We start from the raw sequence: 18636 nt of genomic DNA on the forward strand, positions 1-18636 counted from the left end.
CATCCGGCACTCGCCCCTTATTTTCGAAACGCCGATAAGGAGCGTTTCGTCACAACGGGGAAGCGCCTCCTGACGCACGCTTTTTGAAGCTGGAATATGGCAAAAAGAAGGTGTGGACAATGTCCACACTTATGGCTTCGGATTGGGTCGTACATCGGCCGGATTGGCTCGGATTCGGTATGTTTTCTGGAGTTCCCAGTGTTTCCAGGGGCTGGAATGCGGTTCGAGTCCCACCTCGGGCACAAGAGATCCCCTCGTCAGAGGGGATTTTGCTTTATCGTGTGTACAAAGCTTGTGGTTGCGTCCCTCTGACGCTAGGTTCGCGGGCTGTGGCCTGGCTGCCGCGGTGGCCTATTAGGTGTGTGGGGTGGCGGGTTCAAGTCCCTGGCTGGTGAGCCTTCCGCCTGCTGTGGTGGGGTTATACGGTTCCTCGTTCCGGTTTTGTCGGGTTGGTCTTGGTTGGCCAACACCTATTCATGGCCCGCGGTGGCGGGTACAACATGACGTCGCCGACTTTGGTGTGCCCTTCTTCTTGAAGGGCTGCTCTTAACCAGCGCGGGAGCAGTCTGGGCTCCATTTGTCCTGCCAAAGGGGGTGCGGACAGTGTCCACACTTACGTCTGCTTTATGGGAGTTCCGTGGTGGCCAGAAGCAGGAAGAGAATTTGGGATCAGGAGTGGCATGGTTGCGTGCTGACTGCGCGGGAACGGCCCGGTGGCACGAAGACCGGAGTGACAACCAGCAAAGCAGGCCGGCTTTGGGTGCTTAAGGATTGTGGGGTAGAGCGGCACCATGACGTACAGCAGTGGGTCCGCCCCTGGCAGTCCTGAATGTTATGACAGACACTGTTACTGGCGGTGCTGCGGCCCCGTATCCTGACCCCCTGGGCCATGCACTTCCGCTGCCGTTTTGGCCCAATTAGAAGTGTTCGAAGTGGTCCACGGGCCTTTCACGACAATGTCAGCTTGGGGTGTGCCCCAGCTAGACGAACAGCTATGGGTTTCCTCGGGACCCAAGGCATCCGGTGAGGTAAGGGCCGCCGTTATCGACATCAACGTCAAACAGGCCCAGTTCTTCATCGAGACGCACATGCTTCTTTGCGACGAGCCGGCAATCGAGGTCGTGGACTGCTGGGATGGCCTATGCGGTCTTGGACGACCCTGCCGTGGGCGTCACGGGACATGTAGGAGGGTGTTATCGAGTCAAGGACCGGCACGTTTCAGATTTGATTCGAGCTAGTTAGCCTGCTGCGGAAACGGTCAGACGGGCTCGCCGCGCTCACCTCCGTCTTTCGTGACAGTTTGGCCCGGCTAGCCGCGCTGAGGTTCGGGTCGTGCCTAGGGTGTAGCCGGGGAGACTCAAAAGCCAAGTGCGTCCTCAACCGCTGACCAGATGTCGTTGGGAATCTCTGCGGCGTCATTCAATGTCAGTTCGGCGATGCGCTCAGGGCGCGAAACCCCGACGACAGTTGCACTTATGCGGGGGTCTTGAGTCGAGAACCTCAATGCCAGCGCAGGTAGCGAAACGCCGTACTCGGCGCACACGGCCCGAAGACGTTGGACTTCACGGACCACATCCTTGGAGGGTGCCCCATATTGGTAGGTTGCTCGGGATGTTTTGGCCAGAAAGCCACTAGCGTACGGGGCGGCATTAATGAAGGCAGCGCCAGCATCCAAAGTCTGGTTTATCAGCGGCTCGGCGGTGCGATCGAGCAGGGTGTAGCGGTTGTGGTTCAGGACGACATCGAATATGCCAAGGTCGACATAGCGACGCATGGCATCGAGGTCGCCTCCGGCAACTCCAATGCCGCGCACCAAACCGTCGCGTTTGAGTTCCACCATTGTGTTGACGGCACCGCCACTTGCTGTGAGGTCGTCAAACAAGAATAGCTCCGGGTCATGCAGGTAGAACAGGTCGAGCGTTTCCACTCCGAGTCGGGCGGTGCTTTCCGTGTGGGACGCTCGCACCCGGGCCCCGCTGAAGTCCTTACCCAAGGGGTCTGCTTTAGTAGACACGACGAAGTCCTCGGGCAAACCTCTAGATTTCAGCACTTCTCCAATGCGACGTTCGGCTTCCCCATACGCATTCGATGTGTCTAGAAATCGGATTTCGCTGTCGAGCACTGCATCAATGGTGGCCCGAGCACTGACGTCGGTCACCGTTCCCCCGTACACCAACGGCATCGCCGAGCCGAGTGGGCTCGTCCCCACACACAAGTGCGTGACCTCTCGACCGACGCCAGGCAATATCGTTCTTTTCATCCATAACCCCTATATATCGTTCTACAAATTGGAACGCAGTCACCTGGTCTAGGCTGAGCGCGGGTTGGGTCTCGACGCACAACACCCCCTCGGGAAGCGGTTCGGTGTAGTCGTTGGTCTTCTGAAATGTCAGTCGGTGCCAGTCCAGTTAGGGCCACGCGAGGAGCCGGGCACTGGTCGCGAAGCTCTGTCTCGCAAATTTTTCCGCTGGCTGCCAGATGCATCTCCCTGACGAGAACGACGCCGGGGCTGAACACCTTCCGCCATGCGGTTTCCGCACTGCCTCTCACGTGTGTGCTGGTCTATAAGCCCACAGGCCGTCGTGGAGCTATACATCACTCTGCAACGCTCGGAAAGAACTGCTATTCCACCTCACGCAGGACCGCCTAGGCCAGCGTCGAAAGACAAATTGGGCCACATGCTGTCGACCAAGGTGTCGGTCGAGATTCTCAGATGAGAGGTTTGATGGCGTAGATGAGGTCCCAAACACCCATTGCTTGGGAGTATGCGGGGTAGCTTTAAACGTGCGTGTCGTTATCGTTCCATCCACAGGGAGGGTTAAACGCAAAGGCGTTGTCCTCCCTAAGCCACGATTGGTAAGCAATTGAGCTTCCCAACTCCAGCCCGAAAGCTGTCAGTGTCGGATCGCGCTGTGCGCAACTGACACTGGAACATAACGGACCGACCATGAATGGTCCGATCGTCCACGTGGCCTCGGTCAGTATTCACCGCTGCCAGCGGCCATGCTGAGAGAGACTGCCTCCCTCGGCACCGCTCAATGTGGCTCGGCTGATCATTCGAAGTGATACAGCTCGATATCAATGATGCCTGTGAAGCGCGTGTTGAAGGGCACGACGCCCTGGCCGCGGCCGGAGTAGAGGCGATGAAAGCGCACCTCGTTACCACCGCCGGTCTCGTCGCCGTTCAGTACTCGGTGGACCTCGATCCCCCGCGTTCTCTCTATGACCGACGCGAGTCCCGTGCGACCGGTAACCGGCTCGGCTGGCTGGAGTAGAAAGCCCCTACCTGCCACCCGCAGCGCGCTTCCCATGTCGACGGCGATACCAAAGCCGATTTCACCCTCGTCGAGCATGCCGCGGGGATCATCGAGCGAAGCGACGAGATCGAATTCACCGATGGTGAGACGAGCGACGGGGTTCGCACGGTCGACGAAGAAGCCCCTCACCGAGTCGGAGGGTGCGCCGACGACGGTTTCCCGCATTGCCGCCAAGAGCCCGTACGCGTCCACTATCTCGTCGTGGTCGGGAGCGCCGGCGTGAAGGGAGTCCAGGCCGAACGGTGCCACCAACTCAGCGTTGTGCTCACCGATGGCGCGGAACATGTGGGCGATGCCGAGCTGGTCTCGTCTCATTTCGGGGATGACGAGTCGGTCGGATATCGCAGCGTACGCACCGCACGTGGCGTCGAAGTCGCCGAAATAAATGTCGGGAGAGTAGAAGTCGATGGACGGTGTCAACGCCCGCCACAGCGGGAGCAAGTGGGGAACTGGACCCCCACTTGGATAACTGCCTGGCTCGGCACCGCCCGCGACAAGCTCGTCTGCGGGCGTCATCGGGTTGACTGCGTCGAGCCAAGCGTTGACGTAAAGCGGGACGCCCAGTTCGGCTTTGCCGCGCGCCGCGACCTTCTCAATGTGGGTGGCATAGGCCCATGCCATGAAAGCCTCGTCCGCCTCGGGCCCGAAGACCTGGCTCCAAGAGCCTTCGGCCTGCCTGCCTTTTGACTCCCACGCCGAGCGAAGGCGTCCGCTGGTGTCTCGAACCGCGGCAATCACAGCATCCGGCACATCCTGATACCAGCATGCCGAAGCCACGTCGCTCTCATCCCGGCGAGCGCCCAGAAGCCCGGGTTCATTTTCCACCTGAACGAACGGCACTAAGTGGGCCGCGCCGGACTCTTTGATCCGCGCCAGGACCTGAGCGAAGGCGGTGGCATCGGCCGCGGCAATCTCATCACCGAACGGTGAAATATGGTGCATCGCCCCCGCTGTTGAGTGAGCGCGTGGGAAGCGCTCACTGTCTCGCTTGACCCATCCTGGAACGTATGTTGACGCGCCGTTCTTCCAGGCTCCAAACCACAGCGGAACCCAAGCCAACCCGTACGTCTCGGCTGTTTCCAGGGCGGTGTCTACCAGCGAGAGATCAAAGACTCCCTCGCGGAGTTCGATCGTCTCCCATGACACCGGCGCGAGTACCGTATCTGCGCCAAGTTCCCGGATACGCCGGAAAGCCTCTCGTAGCGACGCGGCAGTGCTCGCGCTCGAATTATGTAGTTCTCCACCTAGGAAGAGACGGCGGGGCGATGAAGTCATGGGAAGATCCTTCGGCAGGTAGGGGAGCGGAGAGTTTTAGCGCGATCCTGCACCCTCTCATCCGGAGCGTGGACTTGCGCACTATTACGCAAGTCCACGGTGCGCGCTCGTGGGAGATTGGCATTCGCGGAGAAAGTTAAAGGGGCAATAGGACGCACAGTGGGTCGGCGTGCTCGGCGAGCACATGCTGACGCAGTCGAGTCCATTTGAGTGGTGTATCTGGTTCGTTCGTGATCCCTCGGGGTGCTTATGCGGTGAGGGCGCGGTAGTCGGGTTCGGGGACTTCCTCGGGGTCGGGTTTCGGTTCGCCGACCCGGCAGGCTCGGGCGCGGCGATTCACACTCTACGGCCGCCACGCGTCCTGCCAGTCGATTACTGGAACACCGTTTTCGAAACGAATTTCCAGCCATACGTGGCGAGCGCGAGACGTGTCGGGAGCGCCGGCATGAACGAACGCGTCAATTTCGGGATCTCGTTCGCCCCCTGTGAACTGCGCTTCGGTTGCCCGCCAACCCCGACGGATCAGGTCGTCTGTCGCGTCGGGGAGCCATCGGTCTGCAAGCGCGATATGCCGGCCGTCCTCAAGGGTCAGCACGGAGGAAATTTGGGAGTGGAATGATGTGCCGCTCGGATCATTGCGGTGGGGGTCCCCGATCACTGTCCATGGGCCGTGGTAGTCGTCAGCGACGGCCACCTCTGAACGATTGGGAAAATACCAGCTCGTACCTGAAGTGATGAGGTAATGGCGGCCTTCATGCCGAAAATATGCTGGTGCTTCGCGAACGAGGGGTGGGTGAGGGTGGGGGAAGTGCGTGGAGTATGTGCCCGTGACATCCGTCAGGTCCTCTGTAAGGTCGGCGCAAATGAGCTCGGAGTGAACGCGTTCGAAGAAGTAGTAGCCACGGCCTGTTTCTGGGTCGACCACGAGGTCAAAGTCGCCGGCACTCATGCCAAGGGGTTCAAAACCGGTGCGGACCAGAAGGTAGGGTCCTTCGAATCGATCAGCCTGGTATACCCAGGAGCGCTGCTTGCCGTCCTCGTGCATCACCTTCATCCAACAAACGAATTTTCCAGTAGAGGGGTGACGCACAATGTGCGGCCTGTCCATCATCTTGGCAGGGTGCAGGGGTGAATCAGGGCCGTTGGGTTCGACTGGCAGGATCGGCCCGAGGTCAGTCCAGGACATGAGGTCGGGGGAGCGATAGGCGCGAACCCCACTATGCCATCTACCGCTGGCTGGTGTTGACTGGGACTTGTCTTCGCCATACCAGTAGTACTCGCCGTCCACGGCAAGTACGGAGCCGCCGTGAATGTGGATGCGCTTGCCTTCAGTGTCGGTCATGATCTCACCGGGGCGGATCAGCTTATTCATTGGAAACTCTCTCGTCTTCGCAGCATTGCCGCATTTTTAGTGCACTGGGGGAGTAGGGCGGCCAATAGACCGGCTGCCGCATGCCATCCTTTTGCGGGGTAAACCTTCGACGTTGTGCTAGCCGGCATAGAAGCTTCTGTTTTTGCCGTCAATCACGGCGCCTGAAACGATGGATACCGATTCCGTCAGCCGCAGGTCGTTCGAGGAGGCGCCAATCATGATGTCGACTTCCCCTGATTCGACCCGCCAGCGCATGTCGGCGTCGAGGAAGGCCAGTTGGCTGATATCGAGTTGGAAGCGGACCCGGGCTGCCTGCCCCGGCTCAAGGTCGAGCCGGCGGAAACCGGCGAGCTCCAGCACTGGCCTCGAGACCGATGCGAACTTGTCACTGACGTAGAGCTGGATAATCTCGGTTCCGGGCCGCGCTCCGCTATTGGTCACGGTGAGTGAGATGGTGATCGTGTCGTCAGCGGCTACTTCGTGCTGCGAGAGTTCAAGATCCGAATAGTCGAACGTTGTGTAGGAGAGCCCGTGGCCGAAGAAGTATCGCGGTGTGTGGGGCGCATCGACGTAATCGGGGAACCCGATGCTCTCGCCTTGGTTCCAAGCCGACCCATGCGGGTGGTTGTAGTAGACCGGAACCTGGCCGGCGTTGCCTGCGACGCTGACCGGTAACCGCCCGCTCGGGTTGTGGGCACCGGTGAGGATGTCGACGATAGCTTCGGCTCCGCCTTCGGCGGGGCTCCATGCTTCCAGGAGTGCCGCCAGGTGTGTGTCGGCGGCGTCGCTGGATACCGGGCGGCCGTCGAGGTGGATGCCGATTATTGGCTTGCCCAGTTTGGCGAGCTTGACGATCAGGTCGTCCTGGCAGCACGGCAGGTTGATGTTGGTTGCATCAATGCCCTCGCCCATTGACGCGATGGAGGCCGTGCCGTGTTTGCCTCCGAGCGTTAGGAGCACAACGTCGGCCCTATCGGCGAGAGCGATGGCTTCGTCGTGTCCGGAGTCGTCGCCGCCGGCAATTGGGTACCCGTACGCCCAGCTCACCTCCGTTTCGGGTAGCCGGATGCGAAGCTCGTCGAGGAGGCTGCGGATGCCTGGCTGTTGCTGCAGCAGCAGTTCCTCGAACGCCGGACCGTCGGACGCCTCGATGGTGGTGCCTGGAACGGTGTTGGTCACGCTCTGATGGTTTTCGCTGCTGGTGGTGAGGCCGGCCATCGAGGTGTTGACGGCGAGTTTTCCCTCTGCCATGGAGTAGTGGGTGTAGCCGCCAAAAAAGTACCGGGCAGTCGCCGCGTGGCAGCCGATAACTGCGAGTGTCCGGATGTCCGGCTGCAACGGCAGGGCACCGTCATTGTGCAGAAGGACCAGCGATTCCCGGGCAGACTGTACAGCCACGGCCCTGTCGGCAGGTGACTGAAATGAAGTGTCCCGGTCGGCGGAGTCCGGTGCAAAGGGGTGCTCAAAGAGTCCCATGCGAAACTTTGCGGTGAGAACCTGGTGAACCGCCCGGTCGAGGAGGGCAACGTCGGCGCGTCCGTCCGCGAACCACTCCCGCAGTTCGGGGCCGAATCCCTGCGGCACGTGGAGCTCGACATCCATCCCCGCACGCAGGGCCGCCAGGCCGGCCTGTGCGGGGGACTCTGCAACATGCTGGACGGTGTGAAGGTTTCCCACGGCGCCGTAGTCAGAGACGATCAAGCCGTCGAAGCCCATCTGTTCCCGCAGCAGTGTCTTGAGCAGCCGGACGGAGGCGGACATCGGCTCGCCGCCCACAGAGTTGTAGGAAGGCATCACACCCCGCAGCCCACCAAGGGTGATTGCGGCCTGGAAGGGCTTGGCGTACACCTCCAACAGCAGACGGTCGGGGATGTTGCAGTGGGCCCCGTGAATGCCGCCTTCGGTGTGGTGCGAACCGACAAAGTGCTTTGCTACCGCCTCTGTGCGCCGGCCGGCTGCATCCTCGCCTTGCAGCCCCTGGGTGTAAGCGACGCCGAGAGCGGACGCGAGGGTTGGGTCTTCTCCGTAGGTCTCACCCTGCCGTCCCAGGCGAGGGTCGCGGGAAACATCCAGAACAGGAGCCAACGTGTGCGTGATGCCAACTGCCCGTTCCTGCCGGCCCACGATGTTTCCGACTTCCCGCTCCAGGTCAACATTCCATGCAGCGGCCCGTCCGAGCCCGGAGGGGAAGCTCGTCGCTTCTGGAAGGTACGCGCCGCAGAGCCCCTCCATGTGAAATATTGCTGGAATCCCGTGCCCGGAACCCTCCATGGCCTGCGCCTGCACCCGATGCTGAAAGGCGGTGACCTCATCCAGCGTGAGCGCAGAACGCGCCTCGAGGCACGAAACCTCACCAATGCCGTACGGGAAACGCTCACCAAAATCGCCGGTCTGCGTGATGTCGGTGGGGAAGTAGCAGGAAACCTGGGCCATCTTCTCGTCAAGGCTCAGCTTTTCCAGCAGCAGGGCGGCGCGTTCGTTGGAAGCCAGCCCCTCGTCCATCCATGGGTCTATCACAAAGGCGCTCATGTTGATCCTCGATCTACCAGTGGTTGCACCGGTCGAGGCAGTCTTAGCTGGCCCTGGCCGGTCGGCAGGTATCCCTGCCGCGCCGGACGATAGGCGCCGGACTTCATGAGCGTCGCCTCTTAGCGTGCAACGTTCTACGCAAGACTAAGCGCTGGCACCTTGAAGTGGCAAGAGGGAAGGCATCTGGCCGCTTCCCGCACCCAATTTTTGACTCGCCACTGCGGCCCAACCCCTTCACGTCGCGACTTCTCAGGTGAGGGCCAAGAAGATTGGAACCCGGCGCTAAAGCGCCCAGGCGGCAGCGTCGCACTTGGTTGACCCCGCCCGTGACCACGTGTACTCTCCGTTGAAACGTTCCATAGAGAACGTTCTCCATTGCCGCGGTTTATCTCCCATCTTGCCGCGCGGCGGTGGAGACACCCAATAAGGAGGACCAATGAAGATCCACTCCACCCTTGCCCGCCGCGGAGGGATTGGCACCCTTGCTGCCACCTTGCTCGTCAGTGCTGGACTCGGCACGGCGAGCCCGGGGCTTGCCGCACCACCTGTATGCGCGACCGTCGGCGGCGCCCTGCAAGTGACTGAGGGCTGCATCGACCCGACATATGCCACGCCCGTCATCGACAGCGAGACCGATGAAACAGCGCCCATGCCGCACCACCGCATCAGGGGCCACTTCGAGGGCACGAACATCCAGTTCACCGTTTACCTCCACGCCGAGGAGAACAAAGCGCAGTGGGAGGGCCGGTTCTTCCAGTTCACCTACCCCGTTGTGTTTCCTGCGGCACCGGACACCTCACGGGCGGATGACCGCGCCATCGGGTTTGCGCTCTCCAGTGGCGGTTACGCGGTGCAGGCCGGGAACACGTCTGTGTCATTGGGATATCGGCATGCGGCCGCCGCCGCGAAGTTCGCCGAGACGGTGGCCGCGAAGTACTACGGCAGTAACCGCCAGATTTCCGGTTACCTCTACGGGCCCAGCGGAGGTTCGTTCCAGACGGTCGGCGCCGCTGAAAACACCACCGGAGTGTGGCAGGGGTTCGTCCCTCTGGTTCAGGCAGTGCCCGCACCCACGTCCTACAATTTCCTTGGCCGGTCCGCAGCGGAACTCATCCTCGGTGACAAGGCTGACCAGATCCGAACCGCGTTGCTGCCGGGAGGCAGCGGTGACCCGTTTGCCGGCCTCGATGAGGCCGAGCAGGCCATGCTGAAAGAAGTTCACGCTCTTGGCATTCCCTGGCAGGGGTGGGAGTACCCCGATTACCTGTTGGGCCGCTCGGAGCAGTACCCCAACGGTCTCGCCAACAGCACCCCGCTTTCCTATGATCCGAGCTACGTCAACGACTTCTGGAGCGCGGACGGTTACCTTGGCACGGAGAATTCTCCGCTGGGTGAGCGTGTGCGGGCAGAGCTGGCCAATGCGGGCGACAACCTTGCGAACCGCTGGAACATCGCCAACCGCTTCTACTACCGGTACCAAATCCCCGCCGCGAGCGAAGGCTGGATCGGGCTTGACCAGTTCCGCGGATCCGATGGCACACCGCTCTATCCGCAACGGCCGGTGAAAGCCCCGGGCTTCGGAGGTGCCGTATCCGGCAACGCCGCTTTCGACGGCTCCATCAATGGGAAGGTCATCGCGGTGTCCAACCTCTACGACACCGATGCCTTGCCGTGGCACACCGACTGGTATCGCCATCGCGTCGCGGCCAGCCTGGGCGCCGCCGCCGCCGACACCTACCGAGTCTACTTCAATGACCACGCGGACCACCAGGACGCGCCTGTCACAGGCGAGCGGGCCAAGCACCTGGTGAACTGGTACGGGATGGCCGAGCAGGCACTCCGGGACGTCAGCGCGTGGGCAGAAAAGGGCATTGAACCGCCAGCGTCCACCAACTATCAGGTCACCGATGCCCAGATCGTCGTGCCCGACAACGCCGCCGCTCGCCGGGGGATTCAACCTACAGTCGACCTCACCACGCAAGGCAAGGAGACCGCCGCGGCCGAGGCTGGCCAGGCAGTTCCCCTCAGTGCCAAGGCGCAGGTACCCCCGGGCGCCGGCAAAATCGTCAAGGCCGAATGGGACCTCGACGGTGACGGGGTCTACACGGACGCACCGCTCACCCGAACAGGAAGTGTCATCACGCTTCAGACAACCGCCACGTTCGACAAGCCGGGGACGTACTTCGTCGCGCTGCGGGTCTCTTCAGAGCGCGACGGCGACCCGACGGCCAGGTTCGCGCTGGCGCAAAACCTCGACCGGGTCAAGATTATCGTCACAGCCGCCGACTGAGGTCCAGGCATCTGGACCAGTGGACAAGGGGAGCCCCCGCATCATTGCGGGGGCTCCCGTCTGTCAGTCCTTGTCGGACACCGCTTCGTCACCAAGTAACCTTGGACTCGAAGTTAGGGGAGTCGATGAGCGAGGGCAATGACCAGCGTCGGCGCCGCGTCACGATTGTGGACGTGGCAAAGCACGCGGGAGTGTCTACGGCGGCCGCCTCCAGAGTCCTCCGCAACGCCTACGGCGCCAGCGAGTCGATGCGCGCCCGCGTTCAGGCCTCCATGGAGGAGCTCGATTACCGTCCCCACGGCCCCGCGCGCGGTATGCGGGGGCGCACGTTTACGATCGGCATAGTCGTGTCGGACGTTGAGAATCCGTTTTTCAGCCTCATTATCGACGGTATCTCCAGCGTGATCCGCCCCAAGTCGTATGAGCTGTTTGTCTCGCCTGGCGGTTTCGGAGTGCTCCCGCAAAAGTCAGTTGTCGAGGCGATGATCGACCATCACATGGACGGCCTCGTGCTGGTGGCCCCGCCGATGACCATCGCCGAACTCGAACAGATTGCCGTGAGGATCCCGCTCATGGTCGTCGGCCATCACAGCCACAGCCAGGCTTTCGACACGGTCGCGGCCGACGACGAGCAGGGCGCGCAGCTCGTCGTCGACCACCTCGTAGAGCTGGGTCACCGCCGCATCGCGTTCGTCATGCACGCGGATGGTCGAGGCGACGAAGCCAGGCCGGAGTCCCACCGCCTGCGCGGCTTCGAACGTGCCATGAACAAGCACGGCCTCGACAGTGACGCAATTGTCGTCGACTCGCGTTGGAGCCTCGACGGCGGACGAGACGCTGCCCGGCAGATCGATGCACTGGACTCGCCTCCGACGGCGGTGCATGCCGGCGCGGACATCGTCGCGTTGGGAATAATGAATGAGTTGTGGGCTGGCAACAGGTCAGTGCCCGAGGACTATTCCCTGGTGGGCTACGACAATTCGAGCACGTCGTCTCTCGGGCCGATCTGGCTCACGACAGTTGACCAGTCCGGTGTGGAGATGGGTAAGCGGGTCGGCCCCCTGCTGATCGAGCGCATCGAAGGCAGGTCCGAAGCACGCCATGAAGTGTTTGAACCGCGGCTGGTGGTACGCGGCACGACTGCTCGTCCGGCATGATTCGTGGTGTCAAGGGCCAGGTTAGTTTGGGTCCAGCTATGCAGCCCATTTCGCCCGAACTTGCGGACGGACCCGGCTGAACAAGTAGAACCTAGGTGGAGGAGAGCTCAGCCTGGGACTGCAGCGTTGCGGTAGCCGGTGGCCCGCTCGTGGCGCGGGGAATGAGCCGTGGCGCAACGACGTAGTTCTTGGGCTGCTCTCGGCCGTTAATGCGTTCGAGGAGCAGTTTGGCGCTGTTGGCTCCGGTGAGCTGTCCGGACTGGTCGACGGTGGTGAGTGAAATCCGTCCGATGGTGGATACGTAGATGTTGTCGTAGCCGGTCACGGTGAGGTCTTCCGGGACCATCAGTCCTTGTTCTTCGGCTGCCCGGAGGACGCCGAGGGCAGCAACGTCCGCTCCGGCGAAGATGGCCGTGGGGCGCGGAGTCTCTGCCAGTACCTGGACCGCAGCTTCGTAGCCGCCCTTTTCGGAGTAGGAGGTAACGATAATCTCAGGTTCAAGGCCGTGCCGCTTCATCGCCTGCTCGTACCCGTCAAGCCGGGCCGTGTGTGACAGAACGAAAGGCCGAGTGAGTCCGCCGGACGGCATGCTGGTATGCACGATGCGTCGGTGACCAAGCCCGACCAGGTGATCAACCATGAGGCGTGCGCCCTCATAGTCGTCGTCAACTACGGTGTCAAAGTTTCGGGCGCCGCCGTGCCGGGCGACGACGACCGTCGGGATCTTCGCCGCGATGTCTTCGAGCCATTCCGAGGTTGTCCACGGGGCGATGAGGATGAGGCCATCCACCTGTCGATCAATAAGGGCCTCGACGGCGCGTTGCTGGCGCTCAGGGGATACTCCTGCTGCCACGATGATTTCCTGGTAGGGGCTGGTTTCCAGTTCGTCGCTGACCCCCTGCACAACTTCGGGTTGGAAGGGGGAGGTCAACTCAATCAGGACCACGCCAATGGTGAAGGACTTGCCGCGCATTGCCCGCGCCCCTGCATGCGGCCGGTACCCGAGCTTCTGAATCGCCGCTGTTACTTTGCTGCGCATCTCCGGGCTGACGCCGCTGGCACCTCGGATGACTTTGGACACTGCGGAGAATGAGACCCCGGCCTCGCTCGCGACGTCCTGGAGCGTGGTTCGGCGTGACTTGCTACTGATTGCGCCGTCGTGGGACGACTCCTGCGACGCATGTTCTTTGTCCTTCATGGCATTCAAGTGTAACCCGGTGGACAACGTTTTACGACTCGCTTCAGATCAGGCGCAACTTCATATGCGTCTTCAAGGTGGAAGAGGGTTGAGAGCGCTGTAACGACGGGGAAGCGCGGCCGGAATGTGACCAGTTCGACAATTTGTCCTTGACGCCAACTTGATCGGTGTCCTACGCTTTTCACGGACAACGTTGCACGCCGATTCAGTCACCAGACTTCGCTAAGCCGCGAATGGGTGTGGCGGCAGCAGTCGGCAGGCGTTCCTGCGATTCAAACTAACGAAGGAGTTAACATGCGGCGCACACGACGACGTGCACTTGTCGCCTTGGCGGCCCCCCTGGCCCTTAGCCTCGCGGCGCTCACTGGTTGCACCAGTGGCGGCCAGGCTGGGGACACTGGCAGCTCAGACAACAAAGACGCTCTCACCCTGGCAATGACTGCAGACATCCAGGGGTGGGACCCAGGGGTCCAGCCTTCCTACCAGGGATGGTCGGCGGACGCGGTGTGGGATTCCCTGCTCCGCTGCGACAAGAACGGCAAGCCGGAGGCTTCCCTGGCAGACAAGTGGGAGTTCAGCCCTGACCAGAAGACGGCTACCCTCCACATTAGGGAGGGCGCGAAGTTCTCGGACGGTACCCCGGTGGATTCAGCGGCCGTGAAGGCCAACGCTGAGTACTACGCCACAGCCGGCGGTGCGTCGAGCCGCTGGGCGGGAATTACCGTCGAGACTCCTGACCCCCAAACCGTGGCAATCTCGTGGCCGACGGCCAACCCGTTGCTGGCCTTGCGGATGTGCGAATCCAAGATTGCAACCCCGGAATCCATTGCATCCAAGAAGTTTGACGTTCCAGTCGGTTCGGGCCCTTACACTCTCGATGAAGCAGCAACCACCCGGGGTTCGGTCTACACCTTTGTCAAGAACGACTCGTTCTGGGACAGCGCAAGATTCCCCTACAAGAAGCTCGTACTTAAGGTCCTCGAGGATGAGACCGCTGCAATTAACGCACTCAAGACCCAGCAAATCGATGGCACGATGGTTTCCTCGTCCACTCTCGAGGAGGCCAAGAGCGCTGGCCAGAACATCCAGACGTTGAAGGGCAGCAGCACCACCCGACTTCTTATCACCGACCACCTCGGCGAGAAGGTGCCCGCGCTGGGCAACCTCGATGTCCGTAAAGCGATGAACATGGTGTTCGATAGGGACGCGATCGCCAAGAATCTCTATCAGGGCCATGCAACCCCGGCCTACCAGATCTTCCGCGAGGGCAGTGACGCCTACATTGCCGACGCCAAGGACCCGTACCCGTTCAACGTCGACGAGGCCAAAGCCCTCATGGCCAAAGCTGGCTACGCGGACGGCTTTACGCTGCAGATTCCGACCATGACGGGGCAGAATCACGAAACGCTGATGCCTTACATCTCCCAGCAGTTGGCACTTCTCAACATCAAAGTTGAGCAGGTGGCACTTTCCGGGCCGAACGCGATCGCCGAACTTCTCAGCGGCAAGTTCCCCGTTCCGCTGTGGCAGCTTGGAAACTACGGCGAGTCGCTGCAGGACATCAGCGACTACGTCCTGAAGGACGGCATCTGGAATGTTTCCCACCAGCCGGATGCCAAGGTTGACGCTCTGTGGAACACCGTGTTGACCGGCTCCGAAGCGGAGCGTAAGCAGGCCCAGCAGGACATCAACCAGTACGTTACCGAGCAGGCATGGTTTGTCCCCATGGCCTACATGGACCGGTTCTACGCAACCAATCCCAACGTGGAGCTTCAGGAGTCCAGCGACTTCGCCGGCCTGCACCCGCTCCTGCGCGACTTCCAGTAACCCGATACCAGAAACCCGGCGACCACGATGATGTTAAATCTCCTCAAAAGGTTCCTCCGCACCGGAGGAATAGTGTTAACCGTCAGCTTTGCAACGTTCTGTCTCATGTTCGGCAACGGCCCCGGAATCGCCCGCGCGATCCTCGGCTACCAAGCCAGCGAGAGTGATGTCCAGCGCAAGGTGGTCAGTCTGGGACTGGATCGTCCACTGCTTGTTCAATTCTGGGACTGGATCACCAAGGCAGTCACCGGCAACCTCGGAGAGTCGTTCTTCACGGGTCAAACTGTGACGTCGGCCCTTGCAACGAGGGTGCCGGTGACGCTGACCCTGGTGATCCTGACACTGATCCTCACGGTTGTCCTGAGCGTCCTTTTGGGCGTCGCGGCCGCGGTCTACGGCGGGTGGCTTGACCGGCTGCTCCAGTTCGTCTCCGTTGCCGGTGCAGCTGCCCCCGCGTTCGTTATCGCCATCGCTTTGGTGTTCAGCCTCGCCATCGCCGTACCCATCTTCCCGGCTACCGGCTACGTTTCACCGGACCGCAGTCTGAGCGGATGGATTCTCTCGGTGACGCTGCCGGTGCTGGCCCTGTTGATCGGGTCAGTTGCCAACGCTGCCAGCCAGTTCCGGGGAGCTGTGCTGGACACATTGTCCCGCGATTTCGTTCGGACACTGCGGGCACGCGGTATCCGCGAATCCCACGTGATCTTCCGCCACGTCTTAAGAAACGCGGGAGGGCCTGGACTGACGGTTCTGAGTCTACAAACCCTTGCGCTGTTCGGTGGCGCAATCTTCGTCGAGAAAGTCATGGCACTACCCGGCATCGGGCAGTTGGCCAACATGTCGGCACAGCAAGGCGACGTGCCCATGGTCATGGGAGCGGTCGTAGTGGCCATCCTCTTTGTTCTCATCGTCAATTTCCTTAGCGACCTCGCCAATTCCATGTTGAACCCGAAAGCGAGGACCCGATGAGCGAACAAAGCTTTGAGCTGGATTCCGAGACCATCACAGGCGCCGTGAGCCAGGCGCCCGCCGGCAAGGGCCGCTCGGTCCCTAGGCGGCTGCTCACCCATCCCGTGGGCGCCATCTGCATCACGTTTCTGCTCTTTGTTCTGATCTTCGGCATCAGCAGCCCGCTATTGGCCCCTTACCAGCCGAACCAGGCAGACCTCAACGCTGTCAACGCCGCCCCATTCGGCGAGGGACATATTCTGGGCGCTGACCGGGCCGGACGGGACATCCTCTCGCAACTGATGTGGGGAACCAACGGCACACTCATGGGATCAGCACTTATTCTTGCGATCTCACTCCTCATCGGCGTCACCAGCGGCCTGCTCGCCGGTTTCTACCGTGGCAAATTCGAAGCTGCGGCCAGTTGGGTCAACGACGTGATCATGTCCTTGCCGAGCATTGTCCTGCTCATCGCACTCTTTGCACTTACGGGCCCGAACATCATGGTCGCCATGGCAGTCTTCGGTGTCCTCGTCGCGCCGTCGTACTACCGGCTGGTCCGCTCCGTGGTCCTTGGAGTCAGGACAGAACTGTACGTCGACGCGGCCAAGGTAGTGGGCCTTTCAGACCAGCGCATCATCGGAAGGCATGTGCTGTGGGCAGTCCGTGCACCTGTCGTCATCCAAAGCTCCTTCATTCTCGCAGCAGGCATTGCCATCCAGGCCGGCGTGGAATTCCTTGGCTTGGGCGATCCCGAACAGCCATCCTGGGGCGGCACACTCGAGAATGCCAACAGCAACATTTACAACAATCCGTTCGGAGTCCTCTGGCCCGCCCTGCTCATCAGCCTGACAATCCTCGCGCTCGTTTTGCTCGGAAACGTCCTGCGCGATGTCCTGCAGTCCTCGGCACACAACAAGACGCTCAAGAGCGGCCGCCGTCGTGACCTAGCGGCAAAAGCGCAGCAGGAGAGAGGAAACGGGAAGACAGCGGCGCCCGACAACGACATTGTCCTCTCCATCCGCGGGCTCCGGGTGGGTTACCCCGACGGTCCGGAGAGCGTCCGGGAGGTAGTCCACGGAGTCGACCTGGACGTCAGGCGAGGCGAAATCCACGGCCTGGTGGGTGAATCAGGTTCAGGTAAATCCCAGATGGCTTTCTCCACACTCGGAATCCTGCCAAAAGAAGCCGTCATATTGGGCGGCAGCATCTTCCTTGACGGCGAAGACCTCTTGGCGGACGGCAAGGCAATGAAGCGGAACCGCGGGCACAGAATCGGCTACATCCCGCAGGAGCCGATGTCCAACCTGGACCCGTCCTTCACCATCGGTGCACAGCTGACGTACGGGTTGCGTGCCGTCAAGAAAATCAGTGCCAAGGACGCAAAGAAACAGCTGATGGAACTGTTGTCCAAGGTCGGGATTCGCGATGCTGAAGGTGTCATGAGCCTCTACCCCCACGAAATCTCCGGCGGTATGGCCCAGCGCGTCCTGATCTGCGGCGCCATCGCCGCAGATCCGGACCTGATCGTCGCCGACGAACCGACCACCGCGTTGGACGTGACAGTCCAGGCAGAGGTCCTGGAACTTCTGCGGGAACTGAGCATGGAACGCGGCCTGGCGATGGTCCTGGTCACGCACAATCTCGGTGTGGTCGCTGACCTTTGCGACAACGTCAGTGTGATGAAGGATGGACGGATTGTGGAACGCAGCGATGTTGACACGCTGTTCACAGATCCGCAGCAGGAGTACACCAAGGAACTCCTGGAATCCTCACGCCGTGTAGAACTGATGGAGGTCTGAGCCATGAACGAACCACTGCTCCGGGTGGAAAACCTCGTCGTCACTTACAAGGGACGGCACGGTCTCTCCAAGCGCGTGATCGACGACGTGAGCCTGAATCTCAGCGCCGGGGAGACCCTCAGCCTCGTGGGCGAATCGGGCTCGGGCAAAACGACAATAGGGCGGGCCATCCTTGGTCTCGCTCCGGTGACCGGGGGTTCCATCACGTTCCGCGGCGACACCATCAGCAACATCAGCCGGGCGCAGCGCCGCAAGGTGGCCCGCGGCATCCAAGTGGTGTTCCAGGATCCCTACTCGTCGCTGAACCCGTCCATGACGGTCGAAGACATCCTCGTCGAACCCATGGCCGCGGCCGGCGCCACCGGTGGAAGGCAACGCGTTCGCGAACTGCTGGACGCCGTCGGGCTCCCCGGAGACTCCGGAAGCCGGTACCCCAAGGAATTCTCGGGGGGACAGAGGCAGCGTATCGCCATCGCCCGGGCACTCGCCCTGGACCCCGCCGTCATCATCTGCGATGAACCCACCAGCGCACTCGATGTCACCACGCAGGCACGCGTACTGACGCTCTTCAAAGAGTTGCAGGAGCAGACCGGCGTCGCCTATCTGTTCATCAGCCACGATCTCGGCGTCGTAAACTCCATCAGCGACAGGATCGCCGTGCTCTACCACGGCAGCGTCGTTGAAATTGGCGAGGCTGACCAGGTTTCCCGGGCACCCCGTCATGAGTACACGCGCCGGCTGCAAATGGCTGCACCCGTGGCAGACCCCAAAAAGCAGCGTTCACGGCGGGCAGCCCGCCTCAAGCTCCTGGCAGATGAAAGCAACCTCAAAGGCTCCCCGGGAGTTTTGAGCCAGAGCTGACAGCCTCACCTGGGCCCCGATGGGGGTCCGGACCGATACTCAACCTGCAACGGAGACTTC

11 protein-coding genes are annotated in these 18636 nt (G+C 61.4%); 6 read left to right on the forward strand and 5 right to left on the reverse strand.

Annotation, left to right across the window (positions count from 1 at the left end; genetic code table 11):
• Nucleotides 1-1357 precede the first annotated feature (1357 nt).
• The 4 genes from M1E17_RS10620 to M1E17_RS10635 form a co-directional block, all read right to left on the reverse strand.
• Complete coding sequence (locus M1E17_RS10620) at nucleotides 1358-2158, reverse strand: aldo/keto reductase (protein ID WP_457967235.1); 801 nt, start codon at nucleotides 2156-2158, stop codon at nucleotides 1358-1360.
• Between the two features lie 895 nt (nucleotides 2159-3053).
• Nucleotides 3054-4592: a DUF5597 domain-containing protein gene (locus M1E17_RS10625; protein ID WP_457967237.1), complete on the reverse strand. Its 1539-nt coding sequence runs from the start codon at nucleotides 4590-4592 to the stop codon at nucleotides 3054-3056.
• 343 nt (nucleotides 4593-4935) lie between these two features.
• Nucleotides 4936-5964, reverse strand: a complete 1029-nt coding sequence (locus M1E17_RS10630; protein WP_457967239.1) for a family 43 glycosylhydrolase — start codon at nucleotides 5962-5964, stop codon at nucleotides 4936-4938.
• Between the two features lie 117 nt (nucleotides 5965-6081).
• Nucleotides 6082-8493, reverse strand: coding sequence for a glycoside hydrolase family 3 N-terminal domain-containing protein (locus tag M1E17_RS10635; protein ID WP_457967241.1), 2412 nt, complete (start codon nucleotides 8491-8493; stop codon nucleotides 6082-6084).
• A gap of 436 nt (nucleotides 8494-8929) precedes the next feature.
• Here M1E17_RS10635 and M1E17_RS10640 point away from each other — a divergent pair, with 436 nt between their 5' ends.
• Together M1E17_RS10640 and M1E17_RS10645 are read left to right on the forward strand one after the other, a co-directional pair.
• Nucleotides 8930-10783 carry a hypothetical protein gene (locus M1E17_RS10640; RefSeq protein ID WP_457967242.1) on the forward strand — a complete coding sequence of 618 codons (1854 nt, stop codon included), beginning with the start codon at nucleotides 8930-8932 and terminating at the stop codon, nucleotides 10781-10783.
• A 125-nt stretch (nucleotides 10784-10908) separates the two neighbouring features.
• Nucleotides 10909-11940 carry a LacI family DNA-binding transcriptional regulator gene (locus M1E17_RS10645; protein ID WP_457967244.1) on the forward strand — a complete coding sequence of 344 codons (1032 nt, stop codon included), beginning with the start codon at nucleotides 10909-10911 and terminating at the stop codon, nucleotides 11938-11940.
• Nucleotides 11941-12031: 91 nt separating this feature from the next.
• Here M1E17_RS10645 and M1E17_RS10650 read toward each other — a convergent pair whose 3' ends face one another.
• Nucleotides 12032-13138, reverse strand: a complete 1107-nt coding sequence (locus tag M1E17_RS10650; protein ID WP_457967246.1) for a LacI family DNA-binding transcriptional regulator — start codon at nucleotides 13136-13138, stop codon at nucleotides 12032-12034.
• A 294-nt stretch (nucleotides 13139-13432) separates the two neighbouring features.
• On the opposite strand from M1E17_RS10650, the gene M1E17_RS10655 reads away from it, so the two are divergent.
• From M1E17_RS10655 to M1E17_RS10670, 4 genes are read left to right on the forward strand one after another with little or no spacing between them, the layout of a single operon-like run.
• On the forward strand, nucleotides 13433-14965 hold the full coding sequence (locus M1E17_RS10655; RefSeq protein ID WP_457967248.1) for an ABC transporter substrate-binding protein: 1533 nt from the start codon (nucleotides 13433-13435) through the stop codon (nucleotides 14963-14965).
• A gap of 30 nt (nucleotides 14966-14995) precedes the next feature.
• The gene (locus tag M1E17_RS10660) at nucleotides 14996-15934 is read left to right on the forward strand and encodes an ABC transporter permease (protein ID WP_457967698.1); all 939 of its coding nucleotides are present in this window, start codon (nucleotides 14996-14998) and stop codon (nucleotides 15932-15934) included.
• Complete coding sequence (locus M1E17_RS10665; RefSeq protein ID WP_457967250.1) at nucleotides 15931-17715, forward strand: dipeptide/oligopeptide/nickel ABC transporter permease/ATP-binding protein; 1785 nt, start codon at nucleotides 15931-15933, stop codon at nucleotides 17713-17715. Before M1E17_RS10660 ends, M1E17_RS10665 begins: the two co-directional genes overlap by 4 nt.
• Nucleotides 17716-17718: 3 nt before the next feature.
• Nucleotides 17719-18576: an ATP-binding cassette domain-containing protein gene (locus tag M1E17_RS10670; protein WP_457967252.1), complete on the forward strand. Its 858-nt coding sequence runs from the start codon at nucleotides 17719-17721 to the stop codon at nucleotides 18574-18576.
• Nucleotides 18577-18636 lie beyond the last annotated feature (60 nt).

The organism is Arthrobacter sp. D1-29, from assembly GCF_054130585.1.

Excerpts from the sequence above, each read along its gene's own strand:
- M1E17_RS10640 (WP_457967242.1), top strand. The coding sequence starts at position 8,930 with ATGAAGATCCACTCCACCCTTGCCCGCCGCGGAGGGATTGGCACCCTT.
- M1E17_RS10660 (WP_457967698.1), top strand. The coding sequence starts at position 14,996 with ATGTTAAATCTCCTCAAAAGGTTCCTCCGCACCGGAGGAATAGTGTTA.
- M1E17_RS10645 (WP_457967244.1), top strand. The coding sequence starts at position 10,909 with ATGAGCGAGGGCAATGACCAGCGTCGGCGCCGCGTCACGATTGTGGAC.
- M1E17_RS10630 (WP_457967239.1), bottom strand. The coding sequence starts at position 5,964 with ATGAATAAGCTGATCCGCCCCGGTGAGATCATGACCGACACTGAAGGC.
- M1E17_RS10670 (WP_457967252.1), top strand. The coding sequence starts at position 17,719 with ATGAACGAACCACTGCTCCGGGTGGAAAACCTCGTCGTCACTTACAAG.
- M1E17_RS10655 (WP_457967248.1), top strand. The coding sequence starts at position 13,433 with ATGCGGCGCACACGACGACGTGCACTTGTCGCCTTGGCGGCCCCCCTG.
- M1E17_RS10625 (WP_457967237.1), bottom strand. The coding sequence starts at position 4,592 with ATGACTTCATCGCCCCGCCGTCTCTTCCTAGGTGGAGAACTACATAAT.
- M1E17_RS10650 (WP_457967246.1), bottom strand. The coding sequence starts at position 13,138 with ATGAAGGACAAAGAACATGCGTCGCAGGAGTCGTCCCACGACGGCGCA.
- M1E17_RS10665 (WP_457967250.1), top strand. The coding sequence starts at position 15,931 with ATGAGCGAACAAAGCTTTGAGCTGGATTCCGAGACCATCACAGGCGCC.
- M1E17_RS10635 (WP_457967241.1), bottom strand. The coding sequence starts at position 8,493 with ATGAGCGCCTTTGTGATAGACCCATGGATGGACGAGGGGCTGGCTTCC.